17 protein-coding genes are annotated in these 15,853 nt (G+C 71.0%); 7 read left to right on the forward strand and 10 right to left on the reverse strand.

The features are described from left to right. The first annotated feature begins 25 nt into the window (after nucleotides 1-25). Nucleotides 26-1,423 (forward strand): serine hydrolase domain-containing protein, encoded by a 1,398-nt coding sequence (locus OG349_RS18285; RefSeq protein WP_327235632.1) that lies wholly within the window; start codon nucleotides 26-28, stop codon nucleotides 1,421-1,423. A 172-nt stretch (nucleotides 1,424-1,595) separates the two neighbouring features. Here OG349_RS18285 and OG349_RS18290 read toward each other — a convergent pair whose 3' ends face one another. The 4 genes from OG349_RS18290 to OG349_RS18305 form a co-directional block, all read right to left on the reverse strand. Further along, complete coding sequence (locus OG349_RS18290) at nucleotides 1,596-2,651, reverse strand: restriction endonuclease (RefSeq protein ID WP_327235633.1); 1,056 nt, start codon at nucleotides 2,649-2,651, stop codon at nucleotides 1,596-1,598. Nucleotides 2,652-2,768: 117 nt separating this feature from the next. After that, the gene (locus OG349_RS18295) at nucleotides 2,769-3,221 is read right to left on the reverse strand and encodes a GNAT family N-acetyltransferase (RefSeq protein WP_327235634.1); all 453 of its coding nucleotides are present in this window, start codon (nucleotides 3,219-3,221) and stop codon (nucleotides 2,769-2,771) included. A gap of 128 nt (nucleotides 3,222-3,349) precedes the next feature. Beyond that, entirely contained in the window at nucleotides 3,350-4,216 is an 867-nt protein-coding gene (locus tag OG349_RS18300; protein WP_327235635.1) for a GNAT family N-acetyltransferase, read from the reverse strand. A gap of 5 nt (nucleotides 4,217-4,221) precedes the next feature. Beyond that, the gene (locus OG349_RS18305; RefSeq protein ID WP_327235636.1) at nucleotides 4,222-4,758 is read right to left on the reverse strand and encodes a DUF2269 family protein; all 537 of its coding nucleotides are present in this window, start codon (nucleotides 4,756-4,758) and stop codon (nucleotides 4,222-4,224) included. 76 nt (nucleotides 4,759-4,834) lie between these two features. Between OG349_RS18305 and OG349_RS18310 the strand changes: the two genes are divergently transcribed. Both OG349_RS18310 and OG349_RS18315 read left to right on the forward strand, forming a co-directional pair. After that, nucleotides 4,835-5,476: an HAD family hydrolase gene (locus OG349_RS18310; protein ID WP_327235637.1), complete on the forward strand. Its 642-nt coding sequence runs from the start codon at nucleotides 4,835-4,837 to the stop codon at nucleotides 5,474-5,476. 850 nt (nucleotides 5,477-6,326) lie between these two features. Beyond that, on the forward strand, nucleotides 6,327-8,102 hold the full coding sequence (locus tag OG349_RS18315) for a globin domain-containing protein (protein WP_327235638.1): 1,776 nt from the start codon (nucleotides 6,327-6,329) through the stop codon (nucleotides 8,100-8,102). 34 nt (nucleotides 8,103-8,136) lie between these two features. Here OG349_RS18315 and OG349_RS18320 read toward each other — a convergent pair whose 3' ends face one another. From OG349_RS18320 to OG349_RS18340, 5 genes are all read right to left on the reverse strand, one after another. After that, nucleotides 8,137-8,616, reverse strand: a complete 480-nt coding sequence (locus OG349_RS18320; RefSeq protein ID WP_327235639.1) for an NUDIX hydrolase — start codon at nucleotides 8,614-8,616, stop codon at nucleotides 8,137-8,139. Nucleotides 8,617-8,688: 72 nt separating this feature from the next. Next, nucleotides 8,689-9,582, reverse strand: coding sequence for a LysR family transcriptional regulator (locus OG349_RS18325; RefSeq protein ID WP_327235640.1), 894 nt, complete (start codon nucleotides 9,580-9,582; stop codon nucleotides 8,689-8,691). 334 nt (nucleotides 9,583-9,916) lie between these two features. After that, nucleotides 9,917-11,119 carry a cystathionine gamma-lyase gene (locus OG349_RS18330; RefSeq protein WP_327235641.1) on the reverse strand — a complete coding sequence of 401 codons (1,203 nt, stop codon included), beginning with the start codon at nucleotides 11,117-11,119 and terminating at the stop codon, nucleotides 9,917-9,919. Continuing rightward, the gene (locus OG349_RS18335; RefSeq protein ID WP_327235642.1) at nucleotides 11,116-11,616 is read right to left on the reverse strand and encodes a low molecular weight protein-tyrosine-phosphatase; all 501 of its coding nucleotides are present in this window, start codon (nucleotides 11,614-11,616) and stop codon (nucleotides 11,116-11,118) included. Before OG349_RS18335 ends, OG349_RS18330 begins: the two co-directional genes overlap by 4 nt. Before the next feature lie 6 nt (nucleotides 11,617-11,622). After that, a complete protein-coding gene (locus OG349_RS18340) occupies nucleotides 11,623-12,003 on the reverse strand; it encodes a phage holin family protein (RefSeq protein ID WP_327235643.1) in 381 nt (126 codons plus the stop codon). Nucleotides 12,004-12,017: 14 nt separating this feature from the next. Between OG349_RS18340 and OG349_RS18345 the strand changes: the two genes are divergently transcribed. From OG349_RS18345 to OG349_RS18360, 4 genes are all read left to right on the forward strand, one after another. After that, complete coding sequence (locus OG349_RS18345) at nucleotides 12,018-12,335, forward strand: cupin domain-containing protein (RefSeq protein WP_161312527.1); 318 nt, start codon at nucleotides 12,018-12,020, stop codon at nucleotides 12,333-12,335. A 226-nt stretch (nucleotides 12,336-12,561) separates the two neighbouring features. Next, nucleotides 12,562-12,777 carry a DUF5326 family protein gene (locus OG349_RS18350; RefSeq protein ID WP_327235644.1) on the forward strand — a complete coding sequence of 72 codons (216 nt, stop codon included), beginning with the start codon at nucleotides 12,562-12,564 and terminating at the stop codon, nucleotides 12,775-12,777. Between the two features lie 237 nt (nucleotides 12,778-13,014). Further along, complete coding sequence (locus tag OG349_RS18355) at nucleotides 13,015-13,794, forward strand: IclR family transcriptional regulator (RefSeq protein ID WP_327235645.1); 780 nt, start codon at nucleotides 13,015-13,017, stop codon at nucleotides 13,792-13,794. Between the two features lie 99 nt (nucleotides 13,795-13,893). After that, complete coding sequence (locus OG349_RS18360; protein ID WP_161312540.1) at nucleotides 13,894-14,328, forward strand: SsgA family sporulation/cell division regulator; 435 nt, start codon at nucleotides 13,894-13,896, stop codon at nucleotides 14,326-14,328. 98 nt (nucleotides 14,329-14,426) lie between these two features. On the opposite strand, the gene OG349_RS18365 is transcribed toward OG349_RS18360, so the two are convergent. After that, nucleotides 14,427-15,770: a YibE/F family protein gene (locus OG349_RS18365; RefSeq protein WP_327235646.1), complete on the reverse strand. Its 1,344-nt coding sequence runs from the start codon at nucleotides 15,768-15,770 to the stop codon at nucleotides 14,427-14,429. Nucleotides 15,771-15,853 lie beyond the last annotated feature (83 nt).

Consider the following 15,853-nt stretch of genomic DNA (forward strand, 5'->3'; position numbering starts at 1 on the left):
GGCCGGGCGCCGGTAGATGTGGTCCATGACCTCTCCTGCCGCACCTCAGTCGCCCGAGGACCTGCTGCCCGCCACGCGGCGCGCCCTGCTCCGCCGTCTCGCCGTCGCCCAGGCCGAGGGGCGGGCGCCGTCGGTCGTCGGGGCCGTCGTGCGGGACGGGCGGCTGGTGTGGACGGGTTCCCGCAGCTGTGTGGACGGCCACGCGCCGGACGCGGACACGCAGTACCGGATCGGGTCGATCACCAAGACCTTCACCGCCGTTCTGGTGATGCGGCTGCGGGACGAGGGGCTGCTCGACCTCGGCGATCCGCTGGAGAAGCACCTTCCGGGCACCGGAGTGGGTGACTCCACCATCTTCCAACTCCTGGGGCACAGCGCGGGTCTCGCGGCCGAGACGCCGGGTGCCTGGTGGGAGCGGACGCCCGGCACGCTCCGTCCGACGCTTGCCGACGTGCTCGGTGAGGAGCCGGTACGGCACACTCCGGGACGGCGCCACCACTACTCCAACCCCGGCTACACGCTGCTCGGTTCGCTCGTCGAGGCGTTGCGGGGCGCGCCGTGGGAGGAGGTGCTGCGGCGTGAGGTGCTGGAGCCGCTGTCCCTGGACCGTACGACCGCCCAGCCGGTCGCCCCGCACGCCGGTGCCTGGGCCGTGCATCCCTGGGCCGACGTGATGCTTCCCGAACCGGCCGTGGACCTCGGTCTGATGGCGCCGGCGGGGCAGCTCTGGTCGACCGCGGCCGACCTCTGCCGGTTCGCCGTGTTCCTCGCCGAGGGGGACGACCGGGTCCTGTCCGCGGCGTCCGTACGGGAGATGGCGACGCCGTCCACCCCGCCGGAGCCGGAGGAAGGGGCCGGCGCCTACGGCCTCGGGCTGCAACTCATCCGCAGGGACGGCCGGGCCCTGGTGGGGCACGGCGGTTCGCTGCCGGGCTTTCTGGCAGGTCTGTGGGTGAGCGTGGCGGACGGGGTGGCCGCGGTCGCGCTCGCCAACGCCACCGGAGGGCCGCTGGTGGGCCCGCTCGCCACCGATCTCATCGGGATCGTGGCGGACGCCGAGCCCCGGATCCCGGAGCCTTGGAGGCCGCTGCCCGAGGTCGACCCGGCGCTGCTGGAGCTGACCGGGCCCTGGTACTGGGGCACCCAGGCAGTGGCGCTGAAACTCGTGGCGGACGGCGGTGTGGAGCTGTATCCGCTGCGCGGGGCCGGCCGTGGCTCCCGCTTCGAGGCCCGGACGGACGGCGGTTGGACGGGGCTCGACGGGTACTACGCGGGGGAGACGCTGCGGGTGGTGCGGCGGGCCGACGGGTCGGTACGCCACCTCGATCTCGGCTCGTTCGTCTTCACCCGCGAGCCGTACGACCCCGAGGGGGACGTGCCGGGTGGTGTGGACGCGGAGGGCTGGCGCGGCCTCAGGCCGTAGAACCAGGCAGCCGTTTCACCCCGGCAGCCGTTTCACCCCGGCGGATGTTTCACGTGAAACCGGACATGCCGCCCGTCTGATTCGTGCAGTTGCCCGACGGGCCCGAAGCCGCATGTGTTCCTTGCGACTTCGGGCCCCGTCTCGTGCCGTGGCGCACTCCGCCGGACAGGTTCTACTTCTTCTGGAGCACCTGGAGCGTCGCTCCGCTGTTCCAGGCCTCCAGCAGACCGCGATGGACCGCTGTCACGTCGTGCCGCGTCGCCAGGAGCAGGGCGTCCCGGGTGAACGGGCAGGTGGCGACCAGGAGCGCGATGTCTGCCTTGTACTCCAGCTTGGCCATGCCGATGAACTGCTGCACATCGCCGCTCGTGATGGTCGCCGCCGGCGTACGGGACTTGCACTGCACGACGATGCGGCGGCCGTCGGGTGTGTACGCCACGATGTCGGCGCCCGTGTCGCCGTGGCCGCCGGTCACCGTGACCCGGTCGCAGCCGTCGCGTCGGCACAGCCAGGCGATGTGCTGTTCGAATTGCCGGGGGTTCATGGCGTCGAGCGCGCCCATCGAACCGGCGGCCTCGCGCTCCCGCAGGACCCGCTTGAGCCGGGTGACTTCTTCGTCGAGCGCCTCGATGCGGCCTCGGTGTTCGCTGTCGTTCCGGACGGCGACGTTGAGGAGCGGGACGACCGTCCGGCCGATCGTGGCGCGGACCGCGTCCTCGGCGATACGGGTCACGTCCGCGTCGACGCGCGTAGCCAGATGGCGGACGAGGGCCTCGGAGATGCGCTCGTCCACCCACTCCGTCAGCCTGTGGAAAAGGTTGTCCACAGGCTCACGGCGGGCGTTTCCCTCGGTGTCGAGGAGGTACGTACGCACCTGACGTGCGACAACGCTCTCGCGGAGAAGCATCGCGGTGTTCAGGACGGCCCGCCGGGAGAAGACTCCGAGGGAGCGGCTGCGGGACTTGATCCCACAGACTTGCTTGAAGCAATGCAGTTGCTCGCCCTTGAGGACGCGGTACCCGTTGGACTCGATCTCTTCTCGGTGATCATGGATGACAGCCCAGATCACGGTCTCGCCGACCTCGAAGTACGAGGCGACGTCCTTCGTCGTGGCGTGGAGGCCGTCCGGGGAGAGGGCCAGTTGTTTGACCTTGTCGAGGACTTCGTCGCGTTCCGCGACGCTCGCGCGCAGGGTTTTTGATTCGGTCAGAGCTATCTCGTCGAGCATGTGGGGGTCCGTCTCCTCCTGGGCCGGCCGGCCCGTTCGAGTCGGGGGACGTGCTCCGTACACGTGACCGCCCCCCTTGCCGGGGGCAACGAGACGAATCGGAAAAGGGTGCGGTTTTCAGATACTCAGCTTGAATCCGACATGGGAGGCGGTGAAGCCGAGGCGCTCGTAGAAGCGGTGGGCGTCGGTGCGGGTGGTGTCGGAGGTCAGCTGGACCAGGTGGCAGCCCTGGCGGCGGGACTCCTCGATCGCCCACTCGACGAACCGGGTGCCGAGGCCGCTGCCGCGTTCGTCGGCGTGGACGCGGACCGCTTCGATGATCGAGCGGGTGGCGCCGCGCCGGGAGAGGCCGGGGATGATCGTGAGCTGGAGGGTTCCGACGACGCGGCCGTCGCGTACGGCGACGACGGCCTGCTGGTGGGGGTCCCGGGTCAGCCGGTCGAGGGCGGCGGTGTACGGGGTGAGGTCGTCGGGGGATTCGCGCTGAGCGCCCAGGGGGTCGTCGGCGAGCAGGGCCACGATGGCGGGGAGGTCGTCGGGGCCGGCCGGTCGTATCTCCAGATCACTCATGATCCGCAGCCTACGCCGGGGCGATCCGGGGCCCTCGCGGACGTTGAGGCCCTGCTACTGCTTCCTGGGGTGAGGGGCGCCGGTCACCCGGGTGGGGTCGTCGGTCAGCCCATGGCCAGGTTGGCCGGTCAGCCCATGGCCAGGTTGAGCGGGGCGAAGCGGCGGGTCAGGTCGCCGGGCAGGTCCGGGATGCCGCGGGTCATCGTCGTGGTGGAGGAGATGAGGTCGAGGCCGCTGTGCTTGAGCCGGTCGAGCAGGTCCGTGTGGCGTGCGTCGATGTCCAGGCGGACGGGGCGGTCGGTTCCGGCGGCGAGGGCGTGGATCAGGGCGTAGGCCGTGTCGGTGTCCTGGGCGATCAGCGGGGCGACGACGTCGCAGGAGGTGGAGGGCCAGATTCCGGCGTATCCGGTGATGGTGGTGCCGTTCTCGGCGACCCTGAGCCGGTCGGTGAAGGAGGGGAGCCGCGCGAGGAGGTGGGTGCGGTCGATTCCGAAGACCTCGTTGTCGAGTCGTACGAGGGCGGACAGGTCGTCGGCGGTCGCGGGCCGGGTGGTGGCGGTCCCGCTGGTCGCGGTGGGGGGTTCGGGGGAGCGGAAGGGTCCGCGGACGGTGTGGGTGTCGCCCACCGCGTGGAAGCCGAGCTGTTCGTAGAGGGGCCGGCCCTGCGCTGTGGCGTAGAGGGCGAAGGGGATGTCCCCGGCCTCACGCATGGCGTGCGTCAGGAGCCGGCGGCCGAGGCCCTGGCGGCCGAACCGTCCGGCGACGATCATCATGCCGAAGGTGGTGAGTGCGGGGCCGTACGAGGTGGTGACGCACATCGCGGCGAGGCCCTTGCCTTCCGGTGCGTCGATTCCGTAGCCGGTGCCGGCTGTCAGGAGCAGACCCCATTTGTGTTCCTCGCGCGCCCAGCCGCGCTCCTCGGCGAGGTCGGCGCAGGCGGTGAGGTCGGCCAGGGTCAGGCGACGGATCGGCAGGGCGGAGTGCGGTGTCGGCATGGGAGTCAGCGTGTCGGAGCGGGTGATCGTCCGTCCACCGCTTTGTGTGAACTCGCCAGGTTTCGCAGGTTCCGCAGGCGTCGGCCGCGCCGGGTGAGTCCCCAGGGCTTGAGGACGGAGAGGGCCGTCATGAAGAAGTACGCGGAGCTTGCGACGCAGGGGGCGGTGACCAGGCTGGGGTCGGGGACTCCGGCGCTTACGGCGTCGTTGATGGTGGGGCGCAGCGCGAGGGTGGTGGCGGCGAGTGTGGCGAGGGTGAGCCAGAACTTGATCCATATCCAGCGGTGTCTCGCCAGGCCCCAGGGGGTGCCGAGGGAGAGGATCACGCCGGTGAGCAGGGCGGCCACGGCGATCGGGATGATCAGCCGGTCGGTGAGGATTTTCATGGCCCGGTAGGCGGCGTGCGTGGTGTCGGGGTCGCCGGTGGTGGAGGCGGTGATGCCGAGGGTGAGCAGTCCGAGGGCGAGTCCGAGCCAGCTGACGGAGGTGGCGACGTGGGCGACGAGGAGGGCGCGGCGGGTGGGGCGCTCTAGTGGTTTCACGTGAAACACGGTGCCCTGCGCCCGGGCGATGGGCGTCTGACGGCGGGAGTATTCGTCCGTACTAACCTCGGCGTACATGGCGACCGCACGCAGATTGCATCTGTTCGATCTCGACGGAACTCTGATCCGGGGCTCGGCCGCGGCCGTGGAGATCTCCCGGCAGTTGGGGCTGGGCGCGGAGATCGCCGCGCTGGAGGACGAGTTCTTGACCCGGGGCCTGGCGCCGGACGAGTTCGCGGTGCGGGCCCGTGAGTTGTGGGGGGCGTTGACCACGGCTCAGGTGGATGCGGCTTTCCGGGGGGCGCCCTGGTTGGGCGGTATTCGTGAGGTGTGGGCGGACATCCGGAAAGAGGGGGATTACTGCGCTGTTATCTCCCTGTCGCCCGACTTTTTTGTGGAGAGGCTGCTGGCGTGGGGTGCGCATGCGGCTCATGGTTCGCGGTGGCCGGTGCTGCCTTTTACGGAGCCGGTCGATCGGGCGGGCATTCTCAACCCGGCCGCGAAGGTGAAGATCGCGGACCGGCTGTGTGCAGAGTTCGGGGTGGGACTGGACGACTGTGTCGCCTACGGTGATTCCATGTCGGATGCGGAGATCTTCGCGGCGGTGCCGTTGGCGGTGGCCGTGAACGCGGATCACCACCTGGAGGGGCTGGCGACGCACACCTACGCGGGGGGCGACCTGCGTGAGGCGTATGAACTGGTGCGTCCGGGACGGTAATACGCTGACCCCTGGCGTCGCGAAGTCCGCGGCCGGACGGCGGCGAATGGGCACGGGAGCGATGCAGCATAACGGGAAAGCCGGTGTGGACGCCCGGACTTCGCGCTCTTTGTCCCGGGTGGTGACGCGGCCTGCCATGCTGCGGCGACGGGGACTGCGGGCAATGTCACATTCCTTCGCCTCTTGCCTGAGTGAGGGGTGGGCCGGGCGCTAACGTGGGCTGCCAACAGTCTGAGTCAAGCGGGGAATTGCTCGCGCATTCCGGGCCAGCGGAAGTGCGCAGACCGACCGAAAGATGTTCGAGGCGAGGCACACCATGGACGCTCCGACCACTACGTCGGCCGACAAAGGCCCTTCCGGAGACGGCGGAGGGAGCGGTTGGTTCGCTCCCCGGCGGGCGCCCACCGGGGAGGGCACACCGGACGCGGAGACGGACGGCGCCACGGATCCCGCGAGCCGGGACCGAATACCGGGTGCGGGCCGTTCCTTGGCGGCCATCCGCCTCGTGGGGTCGGGGGCGGGCCGTGCCGGGTCGCTCCGGCGTGAGCGGCGTGACGGCCCGGCGGGGCAGGGGTCTGCGGCCCAGGGGGCTTCCGGTCCGTCGGCGGGCGGGGTCCCTGATGCCTTCCGGCCGCGTAACAAGGGGTTGCGGAGTGGTGCGGGGGCGGCTTCCGGAGAGGCGGTTGTCGCGGCTGTACGGGGTGCCGGCCCGCCGCCCGGACCGGTTCCCGCGGAGTCCGCGCCTGCCGGGCCCGTACCGCCCCGGTCTCTGCCGTCCGGGCCTCTGCCGCCCGGGTTCGTACCGGCGGGGCCCGCACCGGCCGAGGCCGGCTCCGTAACGTCCCCGCCGGTGGTGCCCCGGCCGGTCCTGCCGTCGGCCGCACTGCCGGAGGAGGTCCCTCTCCCGGCGGAGGCGCCGGTACGGCAGGGCGCACCCGGCGCCGCCGCGCCGCCGGAGCGCCCTTCCGCCGAACTGCCGGACCTGGCGCAGCCGGGTCGTACCCGGCAGGGTCCCACGTGGCCGGACAGCGCACAGCCGGGTCTCACGCGGCCGGACCGCCGTGCGCGGCGCGAACGGGGGCGGCCGCTTCCTGTGGAGCCCGATCTGCCGCAGCACGCGCGCGCCGAGCCCCAGGACCAGGCACTGCCCCCAGCACCGGCGCCGGCGTCCGCATCGGGTGCGCTGCCTCCCGAAGTCCCCGTACCGGCCGCCCAACCGGCCTCAGCGGGTCTCCCGGCCGCCACACGGCCCGCGCCCCCCGCTCCGGCCGCAGCGGCTCCGAACCCCGGCCCGGCAGCCGCTCCTCCCGCCTCCGCCGCCCCCGGCGCCGAGCCGCCTTCCGCCGAGCTGCCTCCCGCCGAGCTGCCTCCCGCCGAGCCCTCCCCCGCTGCCGCCCCTCCGGCCGCCGAGGCGCCCGGCACCCTGCCGCCCGCCGCGGATCCGATTCCCGAGTCCCCCGCCCCCGCTCCCGCCGCCGTCTCCGTGGAGGACCCGAACGCGTCACCCGACGCGATCCTCATCCGCCGGACCCTGGGCGAGATCGGTCCGGTCGCCGATCAGGTGACCTCGTACTTCTACGCGCTGCTCTTCGTCCGCCACCCCGACCTGCGCAGCCTGTTCCCGGTCGCCATGGACGCCCAGCGCGACCGGCTCCTCAAGGCGCTGCTGACGGCGGCCGAGCACATGGACTCCCCGGCCGTCCTCACCGACTACCTGCGCCAGCTGGGCCGTGGTCACCGCAAGTACGGCACTCAGGCCACGCACTACCCGGCTGTCGGCGAGGCGCTCATCGGCGCGCTGACGCGGTACGCCACGAACACGTGGGACGAGGAGACCGAGGGCGCCTGGGTCAGGACGTACACGACGATCTCGCAGATCATGATCGACGCGGCGGCGGAGAACGAGCGGCACGCGCCGGCCTGGTGGCAGGCCGAGGTGGTCTCGCACGAGCTGCGGACCTCGGACATCGCCGTGGTCACGGTCCGGCCCGACCAGCCGTACCCCTTCCTGGCCGGGCAGTACACGAGCCTGGAGACCCCGTGGTGGCCCCGCGTGTGGCGGCACTACTCGTTCGCCTCCGCGCCGCGCCCGGACGGTCTGCTGGCCTTCCACGTCAAGGCGGTGCCGGCCGGCTGGGTCTCCAACGCGCTGGTGCACCGGGCGGTTCCGGGCGATGTCCTGCGGCTCGGGCCCCCGGCCGGGTCGATGACGGTCGACCACAGCAGGGACAACGGTCTGCTCTGCCTGGGCGGAGGGACTGGGATCGCGCCGATCAAGGCGCTGGTCGAGGATGTGGCCGAGCGTGGGCACCGGCGCCCGGTCGAGGTGTTCTACGGCGCGCGCCACGACCAGGACCTGTACGACATCGACACGATGCTGCGGCTCCAGCGGGTGCATCCGTGGTTGTCGGTGCGGCCGGTGATCTCCGAGGGGCCGAGCCTGGGGCTGACGGGCCGGCTTCCTGAGGCGGTACGGGACTCGGGGCCGTGGCACGAGTACGACGGGTATCTGTCGGGGCCGCCGGGGATGATCCGCAGCGGTGTGGACGCGCTGCGGGGGGTCGGCATCCCCTTCGAGCGGATCCGTCACGACTCACTGGAGGAGCTGGTGGCGGCCGCCACCTGACAAGGCCCGCCCACAAGGCCTCGGTGCCGTGCGTTCAGCCGAGGTCGGGGGCGTGCATCGCGCGCACGCCCTCGATGTTGCCGTCCAGGTAGTGCCGCAGCGACAGCGGTACGAGGTGGACGGCGGCGATGCCGACGCGGCTGAACGGCACCCGGACGATCTCGTACTCCCCGCACGGTTCGTCGATCTCGGGTCCGTGGCGGCGGGTGGGGTCCATCGACGCCAGGCGGCAGACGAAGAAGTGCTGCACCTTGACGCCGGTGATCCCGCCGTCGGCGATGTGTTCCACCGTGTCGACGAAGCAGGGCACGATGTCGATGATCTTGGCGCCGAGTTCTTCGTCCACCTCGCGGTGGAGGGCCTCGACGACGGTGGTGTCGGTCGTTTCGACGCCCCCGCCTGGGGTGATCCAGTAGGGGTCCATCCCCGGCTTGGTGCGTTTGATGAGGATGAGGTCGTCGCCGTCGAGCAGGATGGCGCGTGAGGTGCGCTTGACCACGGGCCGTTGGGTCATGGGAAGAGGTTCGCCCGCGATTCCGGTTCCGAAACGCTCCGGCGCGCCGCAGGTCACCGGTCCACCGCGACGTCACCAGTCGACCGCGGCGCGCAGCAGCCACTCGTGGGCCCGCGCGACCCGGGGCAGGGTGAGGGTGCCGGTGCGTACGGCCAGGAAGTACGTACGCAGCGGGGGTACGGGCGGGTCGAGCAGGGCGACGACTTCGCCTCGTTCGAGGGCGTTCTGGCAGAGGTAGCGGGGCAGTACGGCCAGTCCGGCGCCGGCGGCGGCGCATTCGAGGACGGCGCGCAGGTCCGGTGCGATGACGGCCGCGGCGGCGGCGGGCCGGGAGTCGAAGACGGCCGTCCAGTAGCGGGAGACGAGGGGCAGGGATTCGTGGACCTCGACGACGGGGAGCTGTTCGAGGACGACGTGGCCTTCGCGCAGGACGGAGTGGCCGAGCCGGGCGGCCCAGCGGGGGGAGGCGACGAGGACGTGTTCCTCGTCGCAGAGCGGAGTCGCGGTGAGCAGTCCGCCGCGCGGGCGGGCGGTGGTGATGGCCAGATCATGATGTCCGGCGGCGAGTCCTTCGAGGTTTTCCTCGGCGTTGGCGAAGAACGAGGTGCGCAGGGAGAGGCCCTGGGTGATGAGCGGGGTGAGGGCGGGGAGGGCGCGCTGGGCGGTGAATTCGGGGGGTCCGGCGAGGTGGAGTGTCCGTACGCCTGATTCCTCGGCGAGTCCGGTCTCGGCGATCTCGATGAGGGCGTCGAGGTGGGGTGCGGCCCGGTGGGCGAGTTCGTCGCCGATGGTGGTGGGGGTGACGCCGCGGGCCTGGCGCAGGAAGAGGGGGCGGCCCAGTTGGCGTTCGAGGGTTCTTATCTGTCCGGTGACGGCGGGCTGGGAGAGTCCGAGGAGCGCGGCGGCGCGGGTGAAGGAACCGGCGCGGTGGACGGTGACGAACGTGCGCAGCAGAGCCAGGTCCATGTCCTGTACTCCCGTCTAGGCCGTCTCTTTCGGGTCTTGCCTGACCCGCAAGACCCGCAAGACCCGCAAGACCCGCAAGACCCGCAAGACCCGCAAGACCCGAAAGGGACTGCCTGGGCCCCGTTCGTCCCTGGTCGTTCGTTTCCGGTCCTGTGCCCGCCGTGTCCCACTATAAATATGTCGATAGGAGGCTGTCGCTACTGTGATTGGACACTGACGCAGAGTCAACTAGCCTTGTGCGCGTGGTTCTCCGCGCGTGGAACCGCGTGGAACCCGGGACGGTCCGAGCCATGAGGGGGGAGGCTCGGACCGTCCGACGCGTGGGGCGGCCGGGTTACGGGGCGGTGCGGCGGCCCGCTTCGTCCAGGGCGCGCAGGACGTCCGCGACGAGGTCCTCGGGGTCCTCGGCGCCGACGGAGAAGCGGACGAAGCCTTCCGGTACGGCGTCGCCGCCCCAGCGTCCGCGCCGCTCCGCGGTGGACCGTACGCCGCCGAAGCTGGTCGCGTCGTCGACGAGCCGCAGTGCGTCGAGGAAGCGCTCGGCGTGGTCCCGGTCGGGGAGGACGAACGAGACGACGGAGCCGTACCGCCGCATCTGGCCGGAGGCGACGGGGTGCGAGGGGTCGCCGGGCAGGCCCGGGTAGCGCAGCGCGGTGACGTCGTCGCGGGTGCTCAGGGTCTCGGCGAGGGTGAGGGCGGTGGCGCACTGCCGGTCGACGCGGAGCTGGAGGGTGGCGAGCGAGCGGTGGGCGAGCCAGGCCTCCATGGGGCCGGGGATCGCTCCGACGACCTTGCGCCAGCGCCGTACGCCCGCCGCGAGTTCGGGGTTCGCGGTGGTCACGTGGCCGAGCAGGATGTCGCCGTGGCCGGTCATGCCCTTGGTGTCGCTGGCGACGGAGAAGTCGGCGCCCAGTTCGAGGGGGCGCTGGCCGAGCGGGGTGGCGAGGGTATTGTCGACGGCGACGAGGGCGCCCGCGGCGTGGGCCTCCTTGACGAGCCGGCGGATGTCGCACACGTCGAGTCCGGGGTTGGAGGGCGTCTCGATCCACAGGAGGCGGGCCCCGGCGAGGACGTCGAGCTGGGCGTCGCCCCCGGTGGGGGCGGTCCGTACCTCGATGCCGTACGCCTCCAGGCGTTCGCGCAGCAGGGGCAGGGCCTGGTAGCCGTCGTCGGGCAGGACGACGGCCTCGCCGGCCCGCAGCTGGGAGAAGATCACCGAGGAGATCGCGGCCATTCCGGAGGCGAAGACCAGGGTTTCGACGGTCCGTCCCGGGGCTTCGAGTTCGCTGATGGCCCGTTCGAGGTGGGTCCAGGTCGGGTTCTCGTCGCGGCCGTAGGTGTAGGGCCCGGCCGGTTCGCCGGGGAGGTGGAAGTGGGCGGCGAAGACCGGTCCCGGAAGGGTCGGTTCGTACTTGACGGGGTCGGGCAGCCCGGCCCGTACGGCGCGGGTGCCTTCCCCGACGGTCCGGGAGTCCTCCCCCACCGCCCCGCCTTCGCCGGTCGTTCTGTCCCCTGTGGTGCTGTCCTTGCCGGTCATGCCGCCTCCTCCACTGCTGTACGTACGGTGCTGAGCAGGCCCTCGCTCGCGGCCTCCACGCTCTCCAGGCATTCCTCGAAGCCTGCCAGATCCCCGTAGTACGGGTCGGCCACGTCGAGATCGCCGGACGGCGGTACGTCGGGGTCGTACGCGCGCAGCAGCCGTACCTTCGCGGCGTCCGCGGGGGTCGGTGCCAGGCGCCGCAGGTCCCGCAGGTGTCCGGCGTCGAGGGCGATCACGAGGTCGAGGTGCGCGAACCAGGAGGCCCGGAACTGGCGGGCCGTGTGGGCGCTGTCGTATCCGTGTGCTTCGAGGACGGCGGCGGCGCGCGGGTCGGCGCCGTCGCCTTCGTGCCAGCCGCCGGTGCCGGCGCTGTCCACCTCGACGAGGGTGTCCAGCCCCGCTTCGGTCAGGCGGGCGCGGAAGACGGACGCGGCGATGGGTGAGCGGCAGATGTTCCCGGTGCAGACGAAGCACACGCGGTAGGGGGACGCCATCGGGGGTCAGTCCTCGTCGTCGGGGAGCGCGACGTTGAGCGCCCACGACACGACGGAGATGATCAGCCCGCCGAGCACGGCCGTCCAGAAGCCGTCCACGTGGAAGTCCAGGGTCAGCTTGTCGGCGAGCCAGGACGTCAGGAGCAGCATGAGGGCGTTGATCACCAGGGTTATGAGCCCGAGGGTGAGGATGAACAGCGGCAGTGTGAGCAGCTTCACCAACGGCTTGACGATCACGTTGACCAGGCCGAAGAGCAGGGCGACGAGCACCAGGGACAAGGCGTTCCCGGCGGTGCTGTCGCCCGCCAGGGTGATGTCGTGGATCAGCCAGATGGCGACCGCCAGCGCCCCGGCGTTGGCGATCGTCTTGACTACGAAATTCTTCATGGTGTGATCGTGGCATGAAGGCATTTCGACTTGACGAGCTGGAGGCGGAGCGCGCCGCCAACGACGGGGCGTATCTGCAATTCGTGCGGGAACGCAACATGTCCGTGGGGTTGTACGCGCTGGACGCCGGGGAGACCGACCCGCAGCGGCCGCACAGCCAGGACGAGGTGTACTTCGTCGTGAGCGGCCGGGCGTCGATCACGGTCGGGATGGAGACGACGCAGGTCGGCCGAGGCAGTGTGGTGTACGTGCCGGCGGGGGTGGCGCACAAGTTCCACCACATCACGGAGGATCTGCGGGTGATGGTGGTCTTCTCGCCGCCGGAGGGCTGACCGGGCCGTTTCCCGGAGCGGGCCGCCTCCGCGTGACCACTTCTGGGGCGCCGGACCACTCCCGGGGCGCCGGACCCTCAGGGCGGCCTCAGGGTCGGATCAGGGGAGAGCGGGGGGCCGCGGGCCCTCCGCCGGCGCCGTCGCCGATCTAGCATCGGGGATGTCGGGTCGATACGTCAGGTGTCGATGTGCGAGGTACTGGGCGAAGCGAGGTAGGGCGATGGCCGTGCGGGAGATATTCACGGGGATGCCGTGGTGGGTCAAGTGGATCGCGGTGCCCGTGATCGCCATCGTCGTGTTCGGCGGGCTGATCGCCACGGTGCTCGGCATTCTGATCTCGCTGCTCTTCAAGCTGCTGCTCTTCGTCGCGATCGTCGGCGGGCTGGTCTATGTCGTACGGAAGTTCCTGTCGTCCTCGTCGTCGTCGCGCGACGGCTGGTAGGACCAGGACCCGCTGCGGGCGGCCGTGGCCGCCGGGCCCGTACGACGGCTCGGTGGTCCGTACGGGCGTTAGCCCGCGCGGGGGAAAGGTGAACGGGAAACCACCCCTGGGCGTGGCCTGCCCCTAGAGTGACAACCCTCTGCCGCGCCCTCGGAAAGCACCGTGGGAGATCGTCCTGGCCTGCGGTTCATACGATCCTTCCGGGCGGGGCCTCAGGATTCCCTCGGGGGTGACCTCATGGCCACAGCTGCCACGGCTCCACGTACCCCGGTGCCCACCCTCATCGGGTCGGTCCGGCGGGCGCTGCGGCTGCTGGAGGCGGCGGCCTCCCACCCCGGCGGCGCCCCCGCCAAACAGCTGGCCCGCGAGGCGGGACTTCCGCTGCCCACCGCGTACCACCTGCTGCGCACGCTCACGCACGAGGGTTACCTCCGGCGCGAGAGGGGGGTGTTCGTCCTCGGTGACGCCGCGCAGCGGCTGGTGCGTGGCGAGGGAGTGCAGAATCGTCGCAGCAAGATCACAGACGCGATCGGGCGCTGGCGGGACACGATCGGTGTCCCCGTCTACTTCGCGGTCTACCACGAGGGTGAGATCGACCTCGTGTCCGTGGCCGACAGCCCGGCGCGGCCGGCTGTCGCCGAGTGGGCCGACTTCCGCGAGACGGGCCACGCCCACGCGATCGGCCTCTGCCTGCTGAACCAGCTCGACGACGCGTCGCGTGACGATCACCTCGACCGCCATCCGGTGAGCCCTCTCACGTCCCATTCCGTACGGGACCGGGTCGCCCTGCTGGAGCGCCTGGGGTCGCTGGGGCGGACGGAGCCGGTGGTGGAGCGCCAGGAGTACGCGCTCGGCACGGTCTGTGCCGCCGTGCCCGTCAGCGCCGGGACGACGGCCGGCGCGTTGGCCATTTCCGTACCTTGCCATCGGGAGGATCAGCTACTTCCCGCCGTAGCACGGTTACGGAGAGAGATCGGATTTCTGCCGACCTCGGTCGACTTCTCTATCAGTATCTGAAAAATTACTCCTTGTGATCTGCGGGCCCTTACAGGACGATGGCGTCGAGAGGGTCAGGGATCATTCCCAGCCACAGCTTCATCTACTCCGGAGTACATGATGCGCGAGTCGGTCCAGGCCGAGGTTCTGATGAGTTTCCTCGTTTCAGAGGAGCTCTCGTTCCGTATCCCGGTGGAACTGCACTACGAGATGGGGGATCCGTACGCGGTGCGGATGACCTTCCATCTGCCCGGCGACGCGCCCGTGACCTGGACCTTCGGCCGCGAGCTGCTGCTGGACGGCATCAACACGCCCAGTGGCGACGGTGACGTGCACATCTCGCCGACCGAGCCCGAGGATCTGTCGGACGTTCACATCCGGCTCCAGGTCGGTGAGGACCACGCGTTGTTCCGGGTGAGCGCCGCGCCGGTCGTGGCCTTCCTGGACCGTACGGACCGGCTGGTCCCGCTGGGCCAGGAGCGCACGCTCGGTGACTTCGAGGGCAACCTGGAGGAGGCGCTCGGCCGCATCCTGGCGGAGGAGAACGCGGGCTGACGCGGGCTGACGCGGGCTGACGCGGTCACCTCCCTACGGGGCCACCTCCTTACGCGGTCACCCCTCACGCCGTCATTTCCTCACCCAGGCCGGCGCCGTCACTTCCTGCGGCGGCGGCCCCTGCTGCCGTGCGGGCGCACTGCCGTGCCCTGTCCCGGCACCATGGGTGCCGTCTCCCGCCCCGCGGCCCCCGACCGGTCCGCGGAGACCACCAGCGCCGCCAGGGCGGTGGTCACCGGCACGGACGCGACCAGTCCGATCGACCCGACCAGGGTCCGTACGATCTCCTCCGCCACCAGCTCGCTGTTGGCGACCGTTCCCACGCCGGACCGCGCGATGGAGAAGAGCAGCAGCAGCGGCAGCGCCGCGCCCGCGTAGGCCAGGACGAGCGTGTTGACCACGGACGCGATGTGGTCGCGGCCGATGCGGATGCCCGCCCGGTAGAGGGCGCGCGGTCCCATCGACGGGTCCGCGGCGTGCAGTTCCCAGACCGCCGAGGTCTGGGTCACCGTCACGTCGTCGAGGACACCGAGCGACCCGATGATCACGCCGGCCAGCAGCAGACCGCTCATGTCGATGTGCGGATACAGCCCGTGGATCAGGCCGGTGCTGTCGTCGGTGTTGCCGGTCAGGCTCGCCCAGCCGATGAAGATCGAGCCCAGCAGTCCGATCAGCAACAGGGAGACCAGCGTGCCGATGACCGCGACCGAGGTTCTCGCGGTCAGCCCGTGGCACATGTAGAGCGCGATGAGCATGATCGCGCTGGCCCCGACCACCGCGACGACCAGCGGGTTCGAGCCTTGCAGCACCGCGGGCAGGATGAAGAGCGTCAGCACCCCGAAGGAGACCGCCAGGGCGATCAGCGCCATGAGCCCGCGCAGCCGGCCCACCACGACCACCGCGAGGGCGAAGATCCCGGCGAGCAGGGCCATGGGGAGGTGGCGGTCGACATCGGTGACCGAGTACTGGAGGTCGTGGGGTGCGTCGGGCGCGTACGCCAGTACGACGCCTTGTTTCACGTGAAACTGCCGTGGCGCGTCCGGCTGGACGACCTCGATGAAGGTGCGCCCCTTCTCCTTGCCGCTGGTGACCTCGACCGTGGCCTTCTTGCACTGCCCGGTCTCCGCCCGCTCCGCCTCCCGCCCCTCGGGGGTCGAGGTGTCGCCGGTCGACGGGACCTGGGAGGCGTTCACGTCCTTGCAGTCCACCGGCTGGAGCTTCACCACCCGGCCCTGCTCGGTCTGCCGGTCGAAGCCGACCCCCGAGCGCTCATGGGCGGGCGCGCCGCCGGGCCACAGGACGACCAGACCCACGACCACGGCCGCGGCGAACGGGATCAGCACCGCCGCGATGACCTTGCGGAGGTGCTGGGAGACCGGCTCGGCAGGCCCGTGGCTGTGCGTGTGGCCGTGCGTTTCGTGGCTCTGCTGGGATGAGGTCACCCCCCGATCATCGCAAGAAGCGAGAGGCCCTCTGTTCAGCACGCCGGTCGTGGGGCTAGCGTGGACACACCTTTGCACACGCG

This window comes from Streptomyces sp. NBC_01317 (assembly GCF_035961655.1).
In the GTDB taxonomy this organism is placed as follows: Bacteria; Actinomycetota; Actinomycetes; order Streptomycetales; family Streptomycetaceae; genus Streptomyces.

What these genes read in the sequence shown, in the direction of transcription:
- OG349_RS18285 (WP_327235632.1), top strand. Translation starts at nt 26, where the DNA reads ATGACCTCTCCTGCCGCACCTCAGTCGCCCGAGGACCTGCTGCCCGCC.
- OG349_RS18290 (WP_327235633.1), bottom strand. Translation starts at nt 2,651, where the DNA reads ATGCTCGACGAGATAGCTCTGACCGAATCAAAAACCCTGCGCGCGAGC.
- OG349_RS18295 (WP_327235634.1), bottom strand. Translation starts at nt 3,221, where the DNA reads ATGAGTGATCTGGAGATACGACCGGCCGGCCCCGACGACCTCCCCGCC.
- OG349_RS18300 (WP_327235635.1), bottom strand. Translation starts at nt 4,216, where the DNA reads ATGCCGACACCGCACTCCGCCCTGCCGATCCGTCGCCTGACCCTGGCC.
- OG349_RS18310 (WP_327235637.1), top strand. Translation starts at nt 4,835, where the DNA reads ATGGCGACCGCACGCAGATTGCATCTGTTCGATCTCGACGGAACTCTG.
- OG349_RS18320 (WP_327235639.1), bottom strand. Translation starts at nt 8,616, where the DNA reads ATGACCCAACGGCCCGTGGTCAAGCGCACCTCACGCGCCATCCTGCTC.
- OG349_RS18325 (WP_327235640.1), bottom strand. Translation starts at nt 9,582, where the DNA reads ATGGACCTGGCTCTGCTGCGCACGTTCGTCACCGTCCACCGCGCCGGT.
- OG349_RS18330 (WP_327235641.1), bottom strand. Translation starts at nt 11,119, where the DNA reads ATGACCGGCAAGGACAGCACCACAGGGGACAGAACGACCGGCGAAGGC.
- OG349_RS18335 (WP_327235642.1), bottom strand. Translation starts at nt 11,616, where the DNA reads ATGGCGTCCCCCTACCGCGTGTGCTTCGTCTGCACCGGGAACATCTGC.
- OG349_RS18340 (WP_327235643.1), bottom strand. Translation starts at nt 12,003, where the DNA reads ATGAAGAATTTCGTAGTCAAGACGATCGCCAACGCCGGGGCGCTGGCG.
- OG349_RS18345 (WP_161312527.1), top strand. Translation starts at nt 12,018, where the DNA reads ATGAAGGCATTTCGACTTGACGAGCTGGAGGCGGAGCGCGCCGCCAAC.
- OG349_RS18355 (WP_327235645.1), top strand. Translation starts at nt 13,015, where the DNA reads ATGGCCACAGCTGCCACGGCTCCACGTACCCCGGTGCCCACCCTCATC.
- OG349_RS18360 (WP_161312540.1), top strand. Translation starts at nt 13,894, where the DNA reads ATGCGCGAGTCGGTCCAGGCCGAGGTTCTGATGAGTTTCCTCGTTTCA.